The following is a 15778-nucleotide window of genomic DNA, read 5'->3' as shown; positions in this document are numbered from 1 at the left end:
ACTCCTTGTCAATCAATGGCCGTAACGCAAACGCAGCGCCTCCGGATAAGGTTCGAAATAGCGTTGTTCCGCCAGATAGCGATCGGGGTATTCCGCCATGTAATGCTTGAGCAGCGCGATCGGCGCCAGCAGCGGCTGCATGCCCTGCCGGTAGCGGTCGATAAGGTGCGCCAGCTCCTGGCGCTGCGCCGCGCTGAGCTGACGGCGGAAGTAGCCCTGCACGTGCATCAACACGTTGGTGTGGTTGCGCCGCGTTGCCTTGTGCGCCAATAGCGCCATCAGGCGGCTGCGGTATTCCACGGCGAAGGCCTCCAGCGAATCCCAGCGGTGAATATCGGCGACGAAGCGCCCCAGCTCGCGATACGCCGGCTGCGAATGCGCCAGCAGCGACAGCTTGTAGCGGCTGTGAAACGCGATCAGCCCGCCGCGGGTCAGCCCCTGGCGCCACAGCATGTTCAACTCGTACAGCGCGTACACCCGCTCGATAAAGTTTTCCCGCAATGCCGCATCCTGCAATCGTCCGTCTTCTTCCACCGGCAGCCACGGCATCTGGCGCAGCAGTTCGGCGGTAAACAGCCCGACGCCGTTTTTACGCGAGTCCTTGCCGTTTTCGCTGTAGACCCGCACCCGCTCCAGGCCGCAGCTCGGCGACTTGGCGCAGACGATATAGCCGCACAGATGCTGCAAGGCCGCCACGCGTTGCGCGGAGAAGCCGCGCATCTCCTCGGTCAGATCCACGCCGGCGTCGTTGCTGTAGCGCATCGCCGGCCACGGCTGCGCCTGCTTCACCAAGCGCAGCGCCGGGCGCGGCGTAGGCAGGCCGATCGCCATTTCCGGGCAAACGGGCTCAAAGCGCACATAGGGCGCCAACTGTTCCACCGCAAAGGCCAGCCGTTTGTGGCCGCCGTCGAAACGCACCGCGTCGCCCAGTAAACAGGCGCTGATGCCGATAGGGATGTTGTCGCTCATACCGCTCTCCCGTGTTGTTGGCCGATGAGGAAAGTGTAGAAGAATGGCTTGCCGAATACGACCTTGCGCTTGATAGGGCCGACTATAGGCATAAAAAAAACCCCCGCCGCAGGGCGAGGGTTTTCGTGAATCGGTAGCGACTCAGTAGAAATCGCAGGACGCCAGTTCCGCCTGCTGCAGCCAAACCGGCTTATCGCTGGTTTTTGACCAGACGCGGTGCAGGTAGCTGTAAAAACGCCCGCGATCGCTGCGGAACAGCATTACCGGCAGGGCCAAAATGCCCGCGATAACCACTGCGCTGCGGCGCAGGAGAATCCGATGCAGTGAATAAGCGTGATAGGTCGTAGACATGCGAACCTCCTTAAAAACGCCTGCCGTTGATTTGTCAGGGAAAACGGCGTCGGCGTATCAAATGAACAATCGGTAATTTGGTAACTGGACAAAATTTTAGCGCACTTGATGAAAGTTTACTACTCATCCGACCACTAAATCGCACAAAAAATCGCTAATCGCCGCCGCGATCCGTAATTTTGTTACAGCAAGGTTAATTTTTAACTTACCATGAGTTACATTGTGGTTATTATCTGGTTCATTATTTCCCGCTTACGCCCGTTCTCCCTCCCCCATCAGGGACAATCTCGCCACCGGCCTGATGATTGAAATGCTAAATTTCCGCTGAAATTTCAGCCATTTTTATACTTTTTTTACACCCGCCCGCGCGATTTTTTCATCTTCTTTCTACCCCTCTCCCTACACTGCCTCTATCAAAAACAACACCTCTGGAGGTGTCCCGTGAGTTTCAGCGTTATTGGTGGTGCGCTGTTGGTTCTGCTGCTGTTGGCCTATCTGGTCTACGCCCTGTTTAACGCGGAGGATTTCTGATGGCGGCTTCAGCCTTTTTACTGATCGCCAGCTTCCTGCTGGTGCTTCTGCTGCTGGCCCGGCCGCTGGGCGGCTTTATGGCACGCCTGATCGAAGGTGAACCGCTGCCTGCGCTGCGCGGGGTAGAAGCCGGCGTCTGGCGCGCCTGCGGCATCCGCGCCACCGAGATGAACTGGTGGCAGTACGCGCTGGCGATCCTGGCGTTCAACCTGCTCGGCCTGGCGCTGCTGTTCGCCCTGCTGATGACGCAGGGCTCGCTGCCGCTCAACCCGCAAGGCTTCCCGGGCCTCTCCTGGGATCTGGCGCTCAACACCGCCGTCAGCTTCGTCACCAACACCAACTGGCAGGCCTACAGCGGCGAAAGCGCCCTCAGCTATTTAAGCCAGATGGCCGGGCTGGCGGTGCAGAACTTCGTCTCCGCCGCCACCGGTATCGCCGTGGCCTTTGCGCTGATCCGCGCCTTTACCCGCCGCGCCGGCAATACCGTCGGCAACGCCTGGGCCGATCTGTTCCGCATCACGCTGTATGTGCTGCTGCCGATCGCGCTGCTGATCGCCCTGTTTTTCGTCAGCCAGGGCACGCTGCAAAACTTCCTGCCTTACCTGCACGTCACCACGCTCGAAGGTGCGCAGCAGACGCTGCCGATGGGGCCGGTGGCCTCGCAGGAAGCGATCAAGATGCTCGGCACCAACGGCGGCGGCTTCTTCGGCGCCAACTCGGCGCACCCGTTCGAGAACCCAACCGTGCTGACCAACTTCGTGCAGATGCTGGCCATCTTCCTGATCCCCTGCGCACTGTGCTTCTCCTTCGGCCAGTTGGCCGGTGAAAACCGCCAGGGCCATGCGCTGATCTGGGCGATGGCGCTGATCTTCGTGGCGGCGGTGGTGGCGGTGATGGTCGCCGAGCTGGCGGGCAACCCGCACCTGAGCGCGCTGGGCGCCGACAGCAACATCAATATGGAAGGCAAAGAGTCGCGCTTCGGCATTCTCGCCACCAGCCTGTTCTCGGTAGTCACCACCGCCGCGTCCTGCGGGGCGGTCAACGCCATGCACGACTCCTTCACCGCGCTGGGCGGCATGGTGCCGATGTGGCTGATGCAGATCGGCGAAGTGGTGTTCGGCGGCGTCGGCTCCGGCCTGTACGGCATGCTGCTGTTCGTGCTGCTGACGGTGTTTATCGCCGGTCTGATGATCGGCCGCACCCCGGAATATCTGGGCAAGAAAATCGACGTTTACGACATGAAGATGACCGCGCTGGCGATCCTGGTCACGCCGACGCTGGTACTGCTGGGCAGCGCGCTGGCCATCGGCACCGACGCGGGCCGCGCCGGCATCCTCAACCCGGGCGCCCACGGCTTCAGCGAAGTGCTGTACGCCCTGTCCTCCGCCGCCAACAACAACGGCAGCGCCTTCGCCGGGTTGAGCGTCAATACGCCGTTCTACAACCTGCTGCTGGCCTTCGCCATGTTCGTCGGCCGCTTCGGGGTGATCCTGCCGGTGCTGGCGATCGCCGGCTCGCTGAGCGCCAAGCAGCGCCAGCCGGCGGGCAACGGCACCCTGCCGACCTATGGGCCGCTGTTTATCGGCCTGCTGATCGGCACCGTGCTGCTGGTGGGCGCGCTGACCTTCGTGCCGGCGCTGGCGCTGGGCCCGGTGGCCGAGCATTTGCAGCTTTGGTTGGCAAACTAATCGACGTCACAGAGAGAGAATAAGAGATGACTCGCAAACAACGCGCGCTGTTTGAACCGGCTCTGGTGCGCACCGCGCTGATCGATGCGGTGAAAAAACTGGACCCTCGCGTTCAATGGCGCAACCCGGTGATGTTCGTGGTGTATATCGGCAGCATTCTGACCACCGCCATCTGGCTGGCGATCCTCACCGGCCAAACCGACGGCGCCGCCGCCTTCACCGGCAGCGTCGCCCTGTGGCTGTGGTTCACCGTGCTGTTCGCCAACTTCGCCGAGGCGCTGGCCGAAGGGCGCAGCAAGGCCCAGGCGGAAAGCCTGAAGGGCACCAAGAAAACCAGCTGGGCGAAAAAGCTGGCCGGCCCGCGCCGCGACGGCGCCACGGAGAAAGTGGCCGCCGAGAGCCTGCGCAAAGGCGATATCGTACTGGTGGAAGCCGGCGACACCATCCCGTGCGACGGCGAAGTGCTGGAAGGCGGCGCCTCGGTGGATGAAAGCGCCATCACCGGCGAATCCGCGCCGGTGATCCGCGAGTCCGGCGGCGACTTCTCCTCGGTCACCGGCGGCACCCGCGTGCTGTCCGACTGGCTGGTGGTGCAGTGCAGCGTCAACCCGGGGGAAACCTTCCTCGATCGCATGATCGCCATGGTGGAAGGCGCCAAACGCCGCAAAACGCCGAACGAGATCGCGCTGACCATCCTGCTGGTGGCGCTGACCATCGTGTTCGTCCTGGCCACCGCCACCCTGTTCCCGTTCTCGCAATACAGCGTGGAAGCGGCCGGCAGCGGCAGCGTGGTCACCATCACCGTGCTGGTCGCGCTGCTGGTCTGCCTGATCCCCACCACTATCGGCGGCCTGCTGTCCGCCATCGGCGTGGCCGGGATGAGCCGCATGCTCGGCGCCAACGTGATCGCCACCAGCGGCCGCGCGGTGGAAGCCGCCGGCGACGTGGACGTGCTGCTGCTGGATAAAACCGGCACCATCACGCTGGGCAACCGCCAGGCTTCGGAGTTCCTGCCGGCACCGGGCGTGAAAGAGCAAGAGCTGGCGGACGCCGCGCAGCTGGCCTCGCTGGCGGACGAAACGCCGGAAGGCCGCAGCATCGTGGTGCTGGCCAAACAGCGCTTCAACCTGCGCGAACGCGATCTGCAGGCGCTGAACGCCACCTTCGTGCCCTTCTCCGCCCAGACCCGCATGAGCGGCGTCAACGTGCAGGAGCGCATGATCCGCAAAGGCGCGGTGGACGCCATTCGCCGCCACGTCGAAACCAATCAGGGCCACTTCCCGCGGGCGGTGGACGATCTGGTGGAAAGCGTGGCGCGCACCGGCGGCACGCCCTTGGTGGTGGCGGAAGGCGCCCGGGTGCTGGGCGTGGTGGCGCTGAAGGATATCGTCAAGGGCGGCATCAAGGAACGCTTCAATGAACTGCGCAAGATGGGCATCAAAACGGTGATGATCACCGGCGATAACCCGCTGACCGCGGCGGCGATCGCCGCCGAAGCCGGGGTGGACGATTTCCTGTCGGAAGCCACGCCGGAAGCCAAGCTGGCGCTGATCCGCCAGTATCAGGGAGAAGGCCGTTTGGTGGCGATGACCGGCGACGGCACCAACGACGCCCCGGCGCTGGCGCAGGCCGATGTGGCGGTGGCGATGAACTCCGGCACCCAGGCTGCCAAAGAGGCGGGCAACATGGTCGATCTGGATTCCAACCCGACCAAGCTGATCGAAGTGGTGCACATCGGCAAACAGATGCTGATGACGCGCGGCTCGCTGACCACCTTCAGCATCGCCAACGACGTGGCCAAATACTTCGCCATCATTCCGGCGGCGTTCGCGGCCACCTACCCGCAGCTGAACGCGCTGAACGTGATGCACCTGCACTCCCCCGCCTCCGCCATCATGTCGGCGGTGATCTTCAACGCCCTGGTGATCGTGTTCCTGATCCCGCTGGCGCTGAAAGGGGTGAGCTATAAACCGATGAGCGCCGCGGCCCTGCTGCGCCGCAACCTGTGGCTGTACGGGGTCGGCGGTCTGCTGGTGCCGTTCGTCGGCATCAAACTGATCGACCTGATCCTGGTCGCGCTGCACGTCGCCGGTTAACCATTGAGGGAAATGAACATGACTTATTTACGACCTGCGCTGGTGATGCTGATTTTGCTGACGCTGATCACCGGCATCGCCTATCCGCTGCTGACCACCGGGCTGGCGCAGCTGCTGTTTCCGGCCGCGGCCAACGGCTCGCTGCTGTACCAAGGCGACAAGGCGGTCGGCTCCGCGCTGATCGGCCAGAACTTTACGCGCGCCGACTATTTCTGGGGCCGCCCGTCGGCCACCGGCGATTCGGCCTATAATCCACAGGCCTCCGCCGGCAGCAACCTGGCGGCCACCAACCCGGCGCTGGATAAGGCTATCGCCGAACGCGCAGCGCAGCTGCGCCAGGCCAACCCGGCAATGAGCGGCCCGATCCCGGTCGATCTGCTGACCGCCTCCGGCAGCGGGTTGGATCCGCAGATCTCGATCGCCGCCGCGCAATATCAGCTGGCGCGGGTCGCGGCGGCACGTCATCTGCCGCCGGAACAGGTCGCCAAACTGATCGAAGACAACACCGATCGGGCCACGCCCAACTTCATGGGGGAATCGGTGGTCAACGTGCTGAAGCTGAACCTGGCGCTGGATGCGTTGAAGTAACGCGCCGTATTCAGCATAGTGATAGGGTTCGGCATGCCGAACCCCTTTTTGCTTGGTAACACAAGGAATTGTCATGGTCGAAGAAGAGCAGCAGCGCCCCGATCCCGATAGCCTGCTGGCGCTGGCCAATGAAAAGCCGCGCGGCCGGTTGAAGGTATTCTTCGGCGCCTGCGCCGGCGTGGGCAAAACCTACGCCATGCTGCAGGAGGCCCAGCGTTTGCGCGCTCAGGGGCTGGACGTGCTGGTCGGCGTGGTGGAAACCCACGGCCGCAGCGAGACCGCCGCCCTGCTCGACGGCCTGTCGCTGCTGCCGCAAAAACGCATCCAGCATCGCGGCCGGCTGGTGCATGAATTCGATCTCGACGCCGCGCTGGCGCGCCACCCGGCGCTGGTGCTGATGGACGAACTGGCGCACAGCAACGCCCAGGGTTCGCGCCACCCCAAACGCTGGCAGGATGTGGAAGAGCTGCTGGACGCCGGCATCGACGTGCTGACTACCGTCAACGTGCAGCATCTGGAAAGCCTGAACGACGTCGTGGGCGGCGTGACCGGCGTGCGGGTGCGCGAAACGGTGCCCGACCACGTGTTTGACGAAGCCGCCGAAGTGGTGCTGGTCGATCTGCCGCCGGACGATCTGCGCCGGCGGCTGCACGAAGGCAAAGTGTATATTCCCGGTCAGGCCGAGCGCGCCATCGAGCACTTCTTTCGCAAAGGCAACCTGATCGCCCTGCGCGAGCTGGCGCTGCGCCGCACCGCCGATCGGGTCGATGATCAGATGCGCGAGTTTCGCGATACCCAGGGGCGCGAGAAAGTGTGGCATACCCGAGACAGCATTCTGCTGTGCGTCGGCCACAACAGCGGCAACGAAAAGCTGGTGCGCATCGCCGCCCGGCTGGCGGCGCGGCTTGGCTGCCACTGGCATGCGGTCTACGTGGAAACCCCCAAGCTGCACCGGCTGCCGGAAAACCAGCGCCGCGCCATTCTGCGCGCGCTGCGGCTGGCGCAGGAGCTGGGGGCAGAAACCGCCACCCTGGCCGATCCGTCCGAAGAGCGCGCGGTGCTGCGCTACGCCCGCGAGCATAACCTCGGCAAAATCATCATCGGCCGCCGCAGCGAACAGCGCTGGAAGCTGCGCGGCAGCTTCGCCGATCGCCTCGGCCGGCTGGGCCCGGATCTCGATCTGGTGATCGTGGCGCTGGAAAACGACGCCGCGCAGCCGCCGCCGGGCAAGGAGCACGACGGCCGCAGCTTCAATGAGAAATGGCGCATGCAGCTGCGCGGCTGCGCGGTGGCGGTGGCGCTGTGCGCGCTGATCACCCTGCTCTCGCAGTGGCTGCTGCCGGGCTTCGATCAGGCCAACCTGGTGATGATCTATCTGCTCGGCGTGGCGATCGTCGCGCTGTTCTTCGGCCGCTGGCCGTCGGTGCTGGCGGCGGTGATCAACGTCGCCAGCTTCGATCTGTTCTTCGTCCAGCCCGAATGGTCGTTCGCCGTCAGCGATATGCAGTATCTGCTGACCTTCGGCGTGATGCTCGCCGTCGGCATCATCATCGGCAACCTGACCGCCGGGGTGCGTTATCAGGCCCGGGTGGCGCGCTACCGCGAGCAGCGGGCGCGTCACCTGTACGAAATGTCACGCGGGCTGAGCCGCGCGCTGACCGTGGCCGACATCGCCAACACCAGCCGTCACTTCCTCTCCAGCAGTTTCCAGGCGAAAACCGTGCTGCTGCTGCCGCAGGAAGACGGCCGCCTGCAACAGATGGTCGGCGAGGAAGGCGGGCTGCTGTCGGTAGATGAAGCCATCGCGCGCTGGAGCTTCGACAAAGGCCTGCCGGCAGGTGCCGGCACCGACACCCTGCCCGGCGTGCCTTACCAGCTGCTGCCGCTCAATACCCCCAAGCAGACCTTCGGCCTGCTGGCGATCGAGCCCAACAACCTGCGCCAGCTGATGGTGCCGGAACAGCAGCGGCTGCTGCAGACCTTCGCGGTGCTGATCGCCAGCGCACTGGAGCGGCTGCACCTGGCGCGCAGCGCCGAAGAAGCCAAGCTGGACGCCGAGCGCGAACAGCTGCGCAACTCGCTGCTGGCGGCGCTGTCGCACGATCTGCGCACGCCGCTGACCGTGCTGTTCGGCCAGGCGGAAATCCTCACGCTGGACCTGGCGGCCGAAGGCTCCAATCACGCCACCCAGGCCAGCCAGATCCGCCAGCAGGTACTGAGCACCACCCGGCTGGTGAACAACCTGCTGGATATGGCGCGCATCCAGTCCGGCGGTTTCAGCCTGCGGAAAGAGTGGCAGTCGCTGGAAGAGATCGTCGGCGCCTCGCTGCACATGCTGGAGCCGCTGCTCAGCCAGCATCCGATCGTGGTCGAGCTGCCGCCGGAACAGATCCTGGTCAACTGCGACGGCAGCCTGCTGGAACGGGTGTTCACCAACCTGTTGGAAAACGCCAATAAATACGCCGGCGCCGAGGCCACCATCGGCATTCGCGCCCGCACGCTGCCCGAGTGGCTGGAAGTCGAGGTCTGGGATAACGGCCCCGGCATCCCCGCCGATCAGCTGCAGCTGATTTTCGACAAGTTTTCACGCGGCAATAAAGAGTCGGCGATCCCCGGCGTCGGCTTGGGGTTAGCGATTTGCCGTGCCATTATTGAAGTGCATGATGGCCGCATCTGGGCGGAAAACGGCGCCAACGGCGGCGCCAGCTTCCGCTTCGTGCTGCCGCTGGAAAAACCGCCCGAGATCGACGGTGACGCCTTCGATCTGTAATCAACGCAGGGGAAACGTGAGCATAACGCCAACCAACATTCTGATTGTTGAAGATGAAAAAGAGATCCGCCGCTTCGTGCGCACCGCGCTGGAGAGCGAAGGCCTGCGGGTGTTTGAAAGTGAAACGCTGCAGCGCGGGCTGATTGAAGCCGGCACGCGCAAACCGGATCTGATCATCCTTGATTTGGGGTTGCCGGATGGCGACGGGCTGAGCTACATCCGCGATCTGCGGCAGTGGAGCGCCATTCCAGTGATCGTGCTGTCGGCACGCAACGCCGAGGAGGACAAGATCGCCGCACTGGACGCCGGCGCCGACGACTACCTCAGCAAGCCGTTCGGCATCGGCGAGCTGCTGGCGCGGGTGCGGGTCGCACTGCGCCGCCACTCCGCCAGCCAGCAGGAAAGCCCGCTGGTGAGTTTTTCAGCGATCACCGTCGATCTGGTGAATCGCCGGGTGCTGCGCAACGACGAAGATTTGCACCTGACGCCGATCGAGTTTCGCCTGTTGGCGGAGCTGCTGGCCAACGCCGGCAAGGTGATCACCCAACGTCAGCTGTTGAGCCACGTCTGGGGGCCGAACTACGTGGAGCACAGCCACTACCTGCGCATCTACATGGGCCATCTGCGGCAGAAGCTGGAAGCCGATCCGGCCCGGCCCAAACACCTGCTGACCGAAACCGGCGTCGGCTACCGCTTCATGCCTTAACCCCGGCGGGCGCGGTGTGCCGCGCCTTTACGCCGCCGGGCCTTTCTTCAATCCGACCATAAATTCCTTAAACGCATCGCGCAGCGGAGCGAACACCGGGTGTTTGCGGTTTTCGATCATCACTTCGGAGAACAGCTTCAACCCCACGGCGAAGGCCGCGCTCTGCTCGGGGCCGAAGTTCAGATCGTCACGCGCCCGGATGCGCTCGACGATCTCGAGAATATCGTCGTGGTTGGTCACTTCAAAACTCAGCGGCGCTTTCTCGACGGGATTGCCCTGGCGATCGCTCAGGGCTTCAACGGTAATAGTAAAACGGTGGCCGGGCATCAGTTCTTCTCCTGCTGCGTGGGTTGAATATGCATTTCGCTTTCGATCGCCGCCACGGCGGTCAGCAACGCGGCGTTGATGCGCTCCACCTGCTGCGGCGTAAGATCGGCGCGCATCACGTTGCCGCGCAGCAGGCTGCGCAGGCGGTTCATGGCGTCGTAGATGCCTTCCGCCAGGTTGCCGTGCCGATGATGCTCGCGGCCGGCACCCGCCAGGCGCGCCAGAATGACGTCAACCGCCTGTTGATGCTTTTGCAGCTCGCCCTCGCCCGCCGCGGTGATGCGGTAGCTTTTGCGGCCGTTGCCGGTGGTGAGCGGCTCAAGGAAATCCTGCTCTTCCAGCAGCGTCAGCGTGGGGTAAATCACCCCCGGGCTCGGCACGTACAGGCCGGAAGAGGCTTCCTCAATCGCCTTGATCAGCTCATAGCCGTGGCTGGGCTTGCGCGCCACCAGCGCCAGCAACACCAGGCGCAGATCGCCGTGTTCGAACAGACGATGACGTCCGCCCCGGCCGCCGCGCCCACCCCGGCCGTGCTCTTCGCCGTCGCCGCCGAAATGATGGCGCCCGCCGCGATGACGGCGGCCCTCTTCACATTCATGATGGTGATGGTGATGCCGGTGTAAACCTAATCGATGAAACATAGGGTGATACCTCGCTTTAACAGTGAACATCAATACGAGGTTGTTTAGATATATCTAAACAGCGTCGATAACGCTAATCTAGATCGATATATCTAAATTCGCAAGCGCGCACCGATAAAAAGATATATCTAAATTGAAGACATAAAAAAAGCGCTGTAAAAACAGCGCTTTTTATCAATCAGGGAAAGTGATTACTTGGCGGAAGCCAGCACTTCGCTGACGATTTCGACCGCTTCATGCTCAATCTTCTCGCGGTGTTCCGCGCCGAGGAAGCTCTCGCAATAGATCTTGTAAGCCTCTTCGGTACCGGAAGGACGGGCCGCGAACCAGCCGTTGTCGGTCATCACTTTCAGCCCGCCGATCGAGGCGCCGTTACCCGGTGCCGCGGTCAAACGTGCGGTGATCGGATCCCCGCCCAGCGTACTGGCCTTGACCATCTCCGGCGACAGCTTGGACAGCGCCGCTTTCTGCGCATGGGTTGCCGGCGCCTGGATGCGGTTATAGCTCGGCGCACCGAAACGCTTGGCCAGATCGTCATAGTGATGCTGCGGATTCTCACCGGTTACCGCGGTGATTTCAGCCGCCAGCAGGCACATGATGATGCCGTCTTTATCCGTCGACCACGGCTGGCCGTTGAAGCGCAGGAACGAAGCCCCGGCGCTCTCTTCGCCGCCGAAGCCCAGGCTGCCGTCGAACAGGCCGTCCACAAACCATTTGAAACCGACCGGCACTTCCACCAGCTTGCGGCCCAGGTCGGCCACCACGCGGTCGATCATCGCGCTGGACACCAGCGTTTTACCGACTGCGACATCGGCGCCCCACTGCGGGCGATGTTGGAACAGGTAGTTGATGGCTACCGCCAGATAGTGGTTCGGGTTCATCAGGCCTTTCGGCGTGACAATGCCGTGGCGGTCGTAATCCGGATCGTTGGCGAACGCCAGATCGAATTTGTCGCGCAGCGCCAGCAGGCCAGCCATCGCCGACTCGGACGAGCAGTCCATGCGGATGATGCCGTCGTGATCCAGGTGCATAAAGCGGAAGGTCTGATCGATGGAATCGTTCACCAGCGTCAGATCCAGCTTGTAGTGTTCCGCCACGCGCTGCCAATAGGCGATGCCGGAGCCGCCGAGCGGATCCACGCCCAGCTTCAGGCCGGCGCGTTGAATGGCCGGCATGTCGACCACCTCAACCAGGCCTTCGACATAAGGCTGCACCAGGTCTTTGGCGTGCAGGTGGCCGCTGTTCCAGGCCTTGTCCAGCGACTGGCGCTGAACGCCTTTCAGCTGCTGCGCCAGCAGTTCGTTGGCGCGCTTCTCGATCACCGACGTCAGGTTGGTGTCAGCCGGGCCGCCGTTCGGCGGATTGTATTTGATGCCGCCGTCTTCCGGCGGGTTGTGGGACGGCGTAATGACGATGCCGTCGGCCTGCGCGCCGCCGCGGCGGTTGTGACACAGAATGGCGTGCGATACCGCCGGCGTTGGCGTGAAACCGTTATTTTCCTGCACGATCACATCGACGCCGTTGGCGGTCAGCACTTCCAGCACGGAAATGAAGGCCGGCTCAGACAGCGCATGGGTATCTTTGCCCACGTAGCACGGGCCGGTGGTGCCCTGCTGATGACGAACTTCGGCGATCGCCTGAGCGATGGCGAGGATGTGCGCTTCGTTGAAGCTGTGGCGCTGCGCGCTGCCGCGGTGGCCGGAGGTGCCAAACTTCACCGCGTGTGCGGCATTGCCGGCTTCAGGTTGCAGCACATAGTACTGCGACGTCAGCTGGGCTACGTTGATCAGATCGCTTTGGCGGGCGGGCTGCCCGGCACGTGGATTATTCGCCATCGACATATCTCCCTCATCCCTGTCGGTGACCGGGCAATACGTCGCGCACGGCCAGCATGACGGGCTGTTCGCTAAATTAGACGGTACCGCAAACTTTCTCGATCAGTTCCGCCGGGAACTGCATCGCCTGCATGATGTGTTCGATCATGCTGCGTTTGCGGCCGGTATTGGTATTGGTGATCACCCAGTAAGGGGTGCCCGGTACATGCTTCGGCTTGGTATGCGTGCCGTTGGCCAGCAGGGTCTGCTGATCGCCGGCGAAATAGGTGCGGGTACGGCCGGTCAACGCCTCGGTGGCGGCGGCGAAACCGGCGGCATCGAGGGTGTACAGCGTGGACAGCACCAGCATGAAACGGTTGACCGCTTTGTTCTGCTCGGCGTATTCATCCGATAACAGCAGCTCACGCATGGCGCGCACGCGATCGCGCGGACGCTGCGCCGGCGCCGCTTTTTCCAGCTCGACGGACTGCGGGGCACTGGCGGCAGGCAACGCGCGCACCGGCTGCCCGGCGGTGAATTTCAACATGCGGCGTAAAATATCGGACGCGCTTTCACCGATGTGTTGCGTGTGGCTGGCAATATAACGGTAAAGCTCTTCGTCGACTTCAATAGTTTTCATCTTTATCCAATACTGTTTTTTCTACTTAGAACCTGAAGCCAGATCCTGCATTCAAGCCATGGGATTATAAGGTTAAAAGCGCTGGGGCGAACACAACAATGTGCCTCCGGACGGCAAATGCAGACTAATACCTATAGCCGGCACTGCCAAGCCCGCGCCGCGAAAATTCCGCATGATTCATCGTGCGATTCAATCATGATACCCTAATCTGAATCTCTCTCAGTATGAACTTCGCCATGAAATTACATTATCAACTGCTGGCCGCCGAGTCAGACGCGCTGCCGGTGCTGCTGATCCACGGGCTGTTCGGCAATCTGGACAACCTGGGCGTGCTGGCGCGCGATCTGCATAAACAGCACACGGTGATCAAGGTAGATCTACGCAATCACGGCCTCTCCCCGCGCGCCGACGACATGAACTACCCCGCCATGGCGCAGGATCTGCTGGCGCTGCTCGACGAACTGCAGCTGGAGAAAGCGATCGTCATCGGCCATTCGATGGGCGGCAAAGCGGCGATGGCGCTGACCGCCATCGCGCCCGAGCGCGTCGCCAGGCTGATCGTTATCGACGTCGCGCCGGTGAATTACCAGACCCGCCGCCACGACGAGATTTTCGCCGCGCTGAAGGCCGTCAGCGCCGCCGGCATCACCCAGCGCCAGGCGGCCGCCGAGCTGATGCGCGACTACCTGCAGGAAGAAGGCGTGATCCAGTTCCTGCTGAAGTCCTTCCACAACGGCGAATGGCGCTTCAACCTGCCGGTGCTGATCGCACGCTACGAAGACATCACCGGCTGGCAGGAAGTCCCGGCCTGGCCGCACCCGACCCTGTTCATTCGCGGCGGCCTGTCGCCGTATGTGCAGGACAGCTATCGTGCGGACATCGCCCGCCAGTTCCCGCAGGCTCGCGCGCACGTCGTCGCCGGCACCGGCCATTGGGTGCACGCCGAAAAACCGGAAGCGGTGCTGCGCGCCATCCACCGTTTCCTCGACGAAGCCTGAAAAACACGCTTTCCTGGCGAAAAAACGCGCTAAAGATAACGGCTTAGCGCGTTTAGCCCGCAGTTAGGCATTGTCGCCGCTCCATCTGCTGGGGTAATATGGCGCGCTATAATTTTGCCGCCGCGCCAGCGCGTTCGCGAACGCCGGTTCGGGGGTGAATTTGGGTTAGGGTTTATTGGCCCGAAGTGTGTTAACCGATGCCTCCGGAAGCGTGCGAGCGCTTTTTGATGCAAACTCCCTTGCAGTACCGCTACCTATGGCAAAAGAACAAACGGATCGCACGACGCTGGATCTGTTCGCAGATGAACGCCGTCCGGGGCGCCCGAAAACCAACCCGCTCTCCCGCGATGAACAGCTTAGAATCAATAAGCGCAATCAGTTACGGCGCGATAAAGTGCGTGGATTGCGGCGCGTAGAGCTGAAAATCAACGCGGATGCGGTGGACGCCCTGAACAAACTGGCGGAACAGCGCAACATCAGCCGCAGCGAACTCATCGAGCAGATGCTGTTGGCACAACTGGCGGAAGAACAGCCGGAACATTGATCTCTTCGGCCGCACGCGCGGCGCGGCGTTAAGGACAACGCCGGATCGACCACGCTTTTCTTCATTCTCCGGCATCGCATAAATGCGATAAAACCCCGGCGCCACTTTCTGGCATGATACGCATTTACCGGCTAGAGACTGCGCCTGTCGGCGCCCGCCCCGGAGGCGAAAGGCTCTTGCCATGGCATCATTTTAATCGGCGTCAGCGGCGGCAGTGCCGGCGTCGAGTAATGCAATTACTTGAATTTAAAGGTTATACGCGATATGGCTACTGTAGGCATTTTCTTTGGCAGCGACACTGGCAATACCGAAAACATTGCCAAAATGATCCAGAAAATTCTCCAGAAACAGTTTGGCGACGACGTCTCTGAAGTGCATGACATCGCTAAAAGCAGCAAAGAAGACCTGGAAGGGTTCGATATCCTGCTGCTGGGTATCCCGACCTGGTACTACGGTGAAGCGCAGTGTGACTGGGATGATTTCTTCCCGACGCTGGAAGAAGTCGACTTCAACGGCAAACTGGTGGCGCTGTTCGGCTGCGGCGACCAGGAAGACTACGCGGAATACTTCTGTGACGCGATGGGCACCATCCGCGACATCATCGAACCGCGCGGCGCGGCCATCGTGGGCCACTGGCCGACCAAAGGCTACCACTTCGAGGCCTCCAAAGGCCTGGCGGACGACAATCACTTCATCGGTCTGGCGATCGACGAAGATCGTCAGCCGGAGCTGACCAACGAGCGCGTGGACGCCTGGGTCAAACAGATCGTCGAAGAGCTGAGCCTGGCCGATATCGTCGGCTAAGCCCCGGCACTGGCGAAAGGTTGAACAAAGGCCCTGTAAAGTGCATAGTGTGCCCACAGGGCCGTCATCGGCAGCAGGGATTGCTGCGATAGAAGCTACAGATTTGTAACTTCCCACCCCGTCACGGTAGACTGAGATATCGGTTTATCCCATCCATCAAGGCGTTGCATGCAAAACATGCAATAGTGCAATTATATCTTTGTTAACAACCGGCGGTTTCTATTTAGTACAACCGGTTCTATAATGAGACGCATTAACTCTTTGTGCCGACCGATGCCACAGGCGAGTACGCCTCAACTTGATTAGCATAG

General features: G+C 62.1%; 15 protein-coding genes. 9 read left to right on the top strand and 6 right to left on the bottom strand.

Going from position 1 to position 15778, the window contains the following annotated elements; genetic code table 11:
- Positions 1-12 precede the first annotated feature (12 nt).
- On the bottom strand, positions 13-969 hold the full coding sequence (locus tag ACK3CV_RS06580; protein ID WP_164038703.1) for a YbgA family protein: 957 nt from the start codon (positions 967-969) through the stop codon (positions 13-15).
- 141 nt (positions 970-1110) lie between these two features.
- Positions 1111-1320, bottom strand: a complete 210-nt coding sequence (locus ACK3CV_RS06575; protein ID WP_004939916.1) for a YbfA family protein — start codon at positions 1318-1320, stop codon at positions 1111-1113.
- Positions 1321-1761: 441 nt separating this feature from the next.
- Between ACK3CV_RS06575 and ACK3CV_RS06570 the strand changes: the two genes are divergently transcribed.
- The 6 genes from ACK3CV_RS06570 to kdpE all read left to right on the top strand — a co-directional run bounded on the left by ACK3CV_RS06570 (position 1762) and on the right by kdpE (position 9699).
- Positions 1762-1851: a K(+)-transporting ATPase subunit F gene (locus ACK3CV_RS06570; RefSeq protein WP_016928742.1), complete on the top strand. Its 90-nt coding sequence runs from the start codon at positions 1762-1764 to the stop codon at positions 1849-1851.
- Positions 1851-3539: a potassium-transporting ATPase subunit KdpA gene (kdpA, locus tag ACK3CV_RS06565; RefSeq protein WP_164038706.1), complete on the top strand. Its 1689-nt coding sequence runs from the start codon at positions 1851-1853 to the stop codon at positions 3537-3539. Before ACK3CV_RS06570 ends, kdpA begins: the two co-directional genes overlap by 1 nt.
- Positions 3540-3565: 26 nt before the next feature.
- The gene (gene kdpB, locus ACK3CV_RS06560; RefSeq protein WP_033637460.1) at positions 3566-5635 is read left to right on the top strand and encodes a potassium-transporting ATPase subunit KdpB; all 2070 of its coding nucleotides are present in this window, start codon (positions 3566-3568) and stop codon (positions 5633-5635) included.
- A gap of 18 nt (positions 5636-5653) precedes the next feature.
- Positions 5654-6223, top strand: coding sequence for a potassium-transporting ATPase subunit KdpC (gene kdpC, locus ACK3CV_RS06555; protein ID WP_033638691.1), 570 nt, complete (start codon positions 5654-5656; stop codon positions 6221-6223).
- Between the two features lie 73 nt (positions 6224-6296).
- A complete protein-coding gene (gene kdpD, locus ACK3CV_RS06550) occupies positions 6297-8993 on the top strand; it encodes a two-component system sensor histidine kinase KdpD (RefSeq protein WP_033637459.1) in 2697 nt (898 codons plus the stop codon).
- Between the two features lie 16 nt (positions 8994-9009).
- Positions 9010-9699: a two-component system response regulator KdpE gene (gene kdpE / locus ACK3CV_RS06545; protein WP_033637458.1), complete on the top strand. Its 690-nt coding sequence runs from the start codon at positions 9010-9012 to the stop codon at positions 9697-9699.
- A gap of 27 nt (positions 9700-9726) precedes the next feature.
- On the opposite strand, the gene ACK3CV_RS06540 is transcribed toward kdpE, so the two are convergent.
- From ACK3CV_RS06540 to seqA, 4 genes are all read right to left on the bottom strand, one after another.
- Entirely contained in the window at positions 9727-10026 is a 300-nt protein-coding gene (locus ACK3CV_RS06540) for a DUF3861 domain-containing protein (protein ID WP_033655173.1), read from the bottom strand.
- Entirely contained in the window at positions 10026-10667 is a 642-nt protein-coding gene (locus ACK3CV_RS06535) for a PadR family transcriptional regulator (protein WP_060420297.1), read from the bottom strand. The genes ACK3CV_RS06540 and ACK3CV_RS06535 overlap by 1 nt, the downstream gene beginning before the upstream one ends.
- Positions 10668-10858: 191 nt before the next feature.
- Positions 10859-12502, bottom strand: a complete 1644-nt coding sequence (gene pgm, locus ACK3CV_RS06530) for a phosphoglucomutase (alpha-D-glucose-1,6-bisphosphate-dependent) (RefSeq protein WP_033638690.1) — start codon at positions 12500-12502, stop codon at positions 10859-10861.
- A 76-nt stretch (positions 12503-12578) separates the two neighbouring features.
- A complete protein-coding gene (gene seqA, locus ACK3CV_RS06525) occupies positions 12579-13121 on the bottom strand; it encodes a replication initiation negative regulator SeqA (RefSeq protein WP_033637454.1) in 543 nt (180 codons plus the stop codon).
- Between the two features lie 224 nt (positions 13122-13345).
- On the opposite strand from seqA, the gene ybfF reads away from it, so the two are divergent.
- From ybfF to fldA, 3 genes are all read left to right on the top strand, one after another.
- Entirely contained in the window at positions 13346-14119 is a 774-nt protein-coding gene (ybfF, locus tag ACK3CV_RS06520; protein WP_077791435.1) for an esterase, read from the top strand.
- A gap of 256 nt (positions 14120-14375) precedes the next feature.
- A complete protein-coding gene (gene ybfE, locus ACK3CV_RS06515; RefSeq protein ID WP_004939936.1) occupies positions 14376-14663 on the top strand; it encodes a LexA regulated protein in 288 nt (95 codons plus the stop codon).
- A gap of 264 nt (positions 14664-14927) precedes the next feature.
- Positions 14928-15467, top strand: coding sequence for a flavodoxin FldA (gene fldA, locus ACK3CV_RS06510; RefSeq protein WP_004939938.1), 540 nt, complete (start codon positions 14928-14930; stop codon positions 15465-15467).
- Positions 15468-15778: the final 311 nt, after the last annotated feature.

The organism is Serratia sp. TSO36 (assembly GCF_057808395.1).
This window is presented reverse-complemented; position numbering and strand designations above follow the sequence as displayed.

Bases quoted from the DNA above. Each gene is read 5' to 3' on its own strand.
- fldA (WP_004939938.1), top strand. From the start codon at position 14,928: ATGGCTACTGTAGGCATTTTCTTTGGCAGCGACACTGGCAATACCGAA.
- pgm (WP_033638690.1), bottom strand. From the start codon at position 12,502: ATGGCGAATAATCCACGTGCCGGGCAGCCCGCCCGCCAAAGCGATCTG.
- seqA (WP_033637454.1), bottom strand. From the start codon at position 13,121: ATGAAAACTATTGAAGTCGACGAAGAGCTTTACCGTTATATTGCCAGC.
- ACK3CV_RS06535 (WP_060420297.1), bottom strand. From the start codon at position 10,667: ATGTTTCATCGATTAGGTTTACACCGGCATCACCATCACCATCATGAA.
- kdpA (WP_164038706.1), top strand. From the start codon at position 1,851: ATGGCGGCTTCAGCCTTTTTACTGATCGCCAGCTTCCTGCTGGTGCTT.
- ACK3CV_RS06575 (WP_004939916.1), bottom strand. From the start codon at position 1,320: ATGTCTACGACCTATCACGCTTATTCACTGCATCGGATTCTCCTGCGC.
- ybfF (WP_077791435.1), top strand. From the start codon at position 13,346: ATGAACTTCGCCATGAAATTACATTATCAACTGCTGGCCGCCGAGTCA.
- kdpC (WP_033638691.1), top strand. From the start codon at position 5,654: ATGACTTATTTACGACCTGCGCTGGTGATGCTGATTTTGCTGACGCTG.
- ACK3CV_RS06580 (WP_164038703.1), bottom strand. From the start codon at position 969: ATGAGCGACAACATCCCTATCGGCATCAGCGCCTGTTTACTGGGCGAC.
- kdpD (WP_033637459.1), top strand. From the start codon at position 6,297: ATGGTCGAAGAAGAGCAGCAGCGCCCCGATCCCGATAGCCTGCTGGCG.
- ACK3CV_RS06540 (WP_033655173.1), bottom strand. From the start codon at position 10,026: ATGCCCGGCCACCGTTTTACTATTACCGTTGAAGCCCTGAGCGATCGC.
- kdpB (WP_033637460.1), top strand. From the start codon at position 3,566: ATGACTCGCAAACAACGCGCGCTGTTTGAACCGGCTCTGGTGCGCACC.
- ybfE (WP_004939936.1), top strand. From the start codon at position 14,376: ATGGCAAAAGAACAAACGGATCGCACGACGCTGGATCTGTTCGCAGAT.